A 5,054-nucleotide genomic window follows, 5' to 3' on the forward strand; every position below is an offset into this window, starting at 1 on the left:
TGACCGACAGACCGATCATTGCGGTACCTACTTCGACAGGGTACGGGACGAGTCTTCAGGGTTTCACTGCGCTCCTTGCGATGCTGAACTCCTGCGTCCCGGGCATCGCGGTGATGAACATCGACAATGGTTTTGGCGCAGGATGTCTCGCCCATAGGATAAATACCCTCTGACTCGGAGGCGGACAAGACGTCGCCGAAAAGCCGAAGGTCGTCCCGCCTTTTTTCGGGTATGACCGTCCGACTTTTGCAGTATAATTATCACAAGATATGGATGCGGAAAGGCGTCTCTCAATCAGTTTCGGCGTAACGGTCCTTATCCTCTTCGCTGAGGTTATCGGCGGGATCGTGAGCAACAGTCTTGCCCTCCTCAGCGATGCAGGACACGTACTGACAGACGCCTTTGCCCTCGGCCTGAGTATCATAGCGGCGCGGATAAGCCGAAAACCTTCGGACCACAGGGCCACCTACGGTTATCAGCGGGTCGGCCTCCTCGCGGCGGTCATCAACGGGATAAGCCTTCTCGCGATCTCAGCCTTCATTTTCTTCGAGTCCTACAAAAGGTTTGTCGCACCGCCCCGGATAGACATCTCTCTCATGCTCGTCGTCGCTGCGTTCGGGCTGGCGGGCAATATCGTCATGGCCTTCATCATCGGCAGAAAGCATGAAGACCTGAACATCAGGAGCGCCTGGCTCCACGTGTTGGGAGATACACTCTCATCAATAGGCGTAATCGCGTCCGGGCTCATCATATTCTTCACGCAATGGACATACGCAGACCCTCTCGCGAGCGTCATTATCGGGATCGTCATCCTCTCGGGAGGAGCCAGGGTCGTGAAAGAAGCGATGGTCATCTTCCTCGAAATGACCCCGAAGGGGTTTCATGCGGAAGAGATTTCGAAGGTACTCTGCAACCTGCCCGAGGTGATGGGAGTCCATGATGTGCACATCTGGTCAGTCGCACATAAGCGGGTTGCCTTTACCGCTCACGTCTGGGTCCAAGACCGGAAATTGAGCGAGGTTGAAGGCGTACGGAAAAGGATCGAAAGCGTGCTCAAGGAAATGGGGATAGGCCATATTATCATCCAGTTCGAATGCGCGGAATGTGCAGCCAGCGAGCTCTACTGTCAGATTCACCTGAAGGACGAAGAATATCACGAGAACGAACACCGGCACTAGTGTTTTCCCCTTGTAAAGATATTGCTTTTGATCTATCAGGAGACTAAAGATCGGCATTGAAGAGACTCGGCAGGTCCTCGCCATTCTCATGGAGTCCCCATTCTATCTGAACGTGACTCACGCGGCGGAAGGGTAACCCTCGGCCCTCTCCCGTGGAACCCTTCTCCATGTCCGCGATAAATAGTGATTTCCGCTGCGCTTTCTTGCAATTATTTTGAATTATTATTATCATTAAACGTGGTGCAAACACTGCTCAAAAAGATATTCGGAACAAAGAACGAGAGGGAGCTGAAGCGCCTCTGGCCGATGGTCGAGACGATAAATTCCTTCGAAACGCGGATATCCGGCCTCAGCGACTCCGAACTGAGAGACAAGACCACAGAATTCAGGAGAAGGCTCGGGGGAGGAGAAACCCTCGATGAACTTCTCCCTGAAGCATTCGCGGTCGTGAGAGAGGTCTCGAAGAGGACCCTCGCGATGAGGCATTTTGATGTCCAGCTCATCGGCGGCATCGTGCTCCACGAGGGGAAAATCGCAGAAATGAAGACCGGTGAGGGAAAGACCCTCGTCGCCACCCTACCCGTTTATCTCAATGCGCTCTCGGGAAAAGGGGTCCACGTCGTTACGGTGAATGACTACCTCGCGAGAAGAGATGCCCGCTGGATGGAGCCGATTTACACCTTTCTCGGCATGCGCGTCGGGATTATCGTTCATGGCCTGACCGATGAGGAGAGACAGGCAGCGTATGGCGCCGACATCACTTACGGCACCAACAATGAGTTCGGGTTCGATTACCTCAGGGACAACATGAAATACGACATCTCTCAGTATGTGCAGCGGGAGCCGAACTACTCGATCGTAGACGAGGTCGACAGCATCCTTATTGACGAGGCGAGGACTCCCCTCATCATTTCTGGTCCGTCAGAAGACTCGACCGATAAGTACTATAAAATAGATAAGATCATTCCCCGCCTCCAGAAGGACGCCGACTACACCATCGATGAAAAGGCGCGGACTGCGATCCTCACTGACGAAGGCAATGTGAAGGTAGAGCGGTCACTCGGTGTAGCGAGTCTCTATGACCCGTCGAATATCGAACTCGTGCATCACGTCCTCCAGGCGCTGAAGGCTCACACGCTCTTCAAAAGAGACGTTGATTACGTCGTGAAAGACGGCGAGGTCATCATCGTCGATGAATTTACCGGCAGGCTCATGCCCGGCAGACGCTGGAGCGACGGGCTCCATCAGGCCGTGGAGGCAAAGGAAGGAGTCAAGATAGAGAGCGAGAACCAGACGCTCGCGACGATAACGTTCCAGAATTATTTCAGGATGTACGGCAAGCTCGCGGGCATGACCGGAACAGCGGACACGGAGGCTGAAGAGTTCGCAAAGATTTACAATCTCGATGTGGTCGTCATTCCCACGAACAGGCCGATGATACGCGCCGACCACCCGGACATGATCTATAAGACCGAAAAGGCCAAATTCAACGCTGTGATAAGGGAGATCAAAGAACTCCACGCAAAGGGACAACCCGTTCTTGTAGGAACGATCTCGATCGAAAAGTCCGAAGTCTTGAGTCAGATGCTCAAGAAGGATAAGATTCCCCACTCGGTGCTCAATGCGAAGTACCATGACAGGGAGGCCGAGATAATCGCGCAGGCCGGAAGAAGCGCCGCTGTGACCATAGCGACGAACATGGCCGGCAGGGGAACGGACATTGTGCTCGGCGGCAGCCCTGAAGGGCTCGCAAAAGATTCTCTCAGGGAGAAGGGAGATTATTCGGAGGCCGAATGGCAACAGGAACTCGAAAAGACGAGAGAGTTCTGCCGGACGGACCGGGAGAGGGTAGTTTCCGCGGGAGGACTGCATATCCTCGGAACCGAGCGGCACGAGGCGCGGAGGATAGACAATCAGTTGAGGGGCCGTTCGGGAAGGCAGGGAGACCCGGGCTCTTCGAGATTCTATCTCTCTCTCGAGGATGACCTCATGAGAATATTCGGCTCTGACAGGATCTCGGGTCTGATGTCGAGGCTCGGCATGGAGGAGGATGTCCCGATAGAGAACAAGATGGTTTCGCGGGCGATCGAGAACGCCCAGAAGCGGGTTGAAGCTCACAACTTCGATATAAGAAAACACCTCCTCGAATACGACGATATCATGAACAAGCAGAGGACCGAGATCTACGGGTTCAGACGGGAAATCCTCAAGGGGGAAGGCCTCAGAGAAAGGATTTTCGATCTCATCGATGATGTCGCGGAGGAGCTGCTGGGCATCTACTGTCCTGAAGACAGACATGCGGAGCAGTGGGACGTGAAAGGTCTCAAGGACGCTTTCTTCGGCATTTTCTCCGTGCCTTTGCCCGATGTACCGTCTGCCATTCAGGGTGTGCGCGACGTACTCGTCTCCTGCGCCCAGGCTGCCTATGACAAGAAAGAGGCAGAGGTCGGCGGTGACGTCATGCGCTATCTCGAAAAGGTGATGTTCCTCCAGGTGCTCGATACCCAATGGAAGGACCATCTCCTCGGGATGGACCATCTGAAGGAAGGCATCGGTCTCAGGGGCTACGGACAGAGGGATCCGCTGACCGAATACAAGAAGGAGGCCTTTGATATGTTTGCCGCGCTGACCGAGAGGATATCCCTCGAGACGGTCAGCAGGCTTTTCAGGATACAGGTCAGGGAAGAAGAAGGTCTCAGGAAGGAACGCATAGTCCCGAAGCAGGCGATACGGTATAATCGCGGAGACAGCGCAGAAGCGCACCAACCGCTGACGAGGGGCAAGAAGGTGGGGAGAAACGATCCCTGCCCGTGCGGAAGCGGCAAGAAATACAAGAAGTGCTGCGGTCTCAATGCCTAAGATATTGATTATAGGGAAGGACCTGAGCAATAAGAATTTTGACTTTCTCAAGAAATACGGAGATATCTCAAAGTTCAAGTCCATAGACAGGGTGCGTATCGGGACGAATGACGATATCGCTCTCCTTGTCGTAGAAAGGACGCAGCACCGGGAGCCCTCCTTCAAGGACTTTTCAAAGACGGTCTCAGGGGTCCCGAAGCTCATCGTCTCCTCGGACAATTCCTTCAGGGGATTCAGCCCCTGGCTCCGGTTGCCGCAGGTTTTTCCTGTTCATAATCCCGATGAAAAGGAACTGCTCTTTCTCGCCGACCGTCTCATATCCGAGAAGTCACTGCAGCAGGAAAACAACCGCCTGAAAAACGAGATTTCCTCGGCGAGGGGAGAGCTCGACCTCTTCCGGGTAATCGGCAAGATCCTCACATCGAACAGGGAGCTTGACGAGGTGCTCGCCTTAATCATGAAAGAGGTCAAAAAAGAGGTCGGGGCGTCGTCGTGGTCCATATTCCTCGTGGATGAGGAGACGGGAGAACTGGTGCTCGAGAAGACCGACGATAAACGGTGGAAGCCCCACAAAGTCAGACTGAAACCCGGAGAAGGAGTTGCCGGCTGGGTCGTCAGGGAGGGCATTCCGGTCGTTGTCCCCGACATTTCTCAGGATAAGCGAAGCCTGTATAAGACGGGCAAGCGAAAATACCCGAGGGCGAACACCGTTATGTGCATCCCCATAAGGGACAAAGACCGCACGGTAGGGGTGATAGAATTTACCGATAAGACTACAGGGATACCCTTTACCAAGGACGACCTCGATCTCTTCATGAGGATAGTGGACTATGCGGCCGTCGCGATCAAGGTGGCATCCGTCTACCAGAAGATGGCAGAGATCTCCGTCACCGATGATCTGACAAAGCTCTTTAACAGCCGCTATCTCAACAGGACCATAGAAGTCGAGATCCAGAGGTCCGAGCGCTCCCGTTCGTCTGTTTCTCTCATCTTCATGGATATCGATTATTTTAAGAA

At 53.9% G+C, this 5,054-nt stretch carries 3 protein-coding genes; all 3 read left to right on the forward strand.

All coding sequences use genetic code 11. The features are described from left to right. The first annotated feature begins 269 nt into the window (after positions 1-269). Positions 270-1,178, forward strand: coding sequence for a cation diffusion facilitator family transporter (locus VEI96_12130; GenBank protein ID HXX58741.1), 909 nt, complete (start codon positions 270-272; stop codon positions 1,176-1,178). A 237-nt stretch (positions 1,179-1,415) separates the two neighbouring features. Next, complete coding sequence (secA, locus tag VEI96_12135; GenBank protein ID HXX58742.1) at positions 1,416-4,037, forward strand: preprotein translocase subunit SecA; 2,622 nt, start codon at positions 1,416-1,418, stop codon at positions 4,035-4,037. Next, the coding region (locus VEI96_12140; GenBank protein ID HXX58743.1) for a GAF domain-containing protein at positions 4,030-5,054 on the forward strand (1,025 nt) is incomplete at its 3' end. The genes secA and VEI96_12140, both read left to right, overlap by 8 nt.

Source organism: Thermodesulfovibrionales bacterium (genome assembly GCA_035622735.1).
GTDB lineage: Bacteria > Nitrospirota > Thermodesulfovibrionia > Thermodesulfovibrionales > UBA9159 > DASPUT01.

Coding starts and splice junctions, on each gene's coding strand:
- VEI96_12130 (HXX58741.1), top strand. CDS start 270: ATGGATGCGGAAAGGCGTCTCTCAATCAGTTTCGGCGTAACGGTCCTT.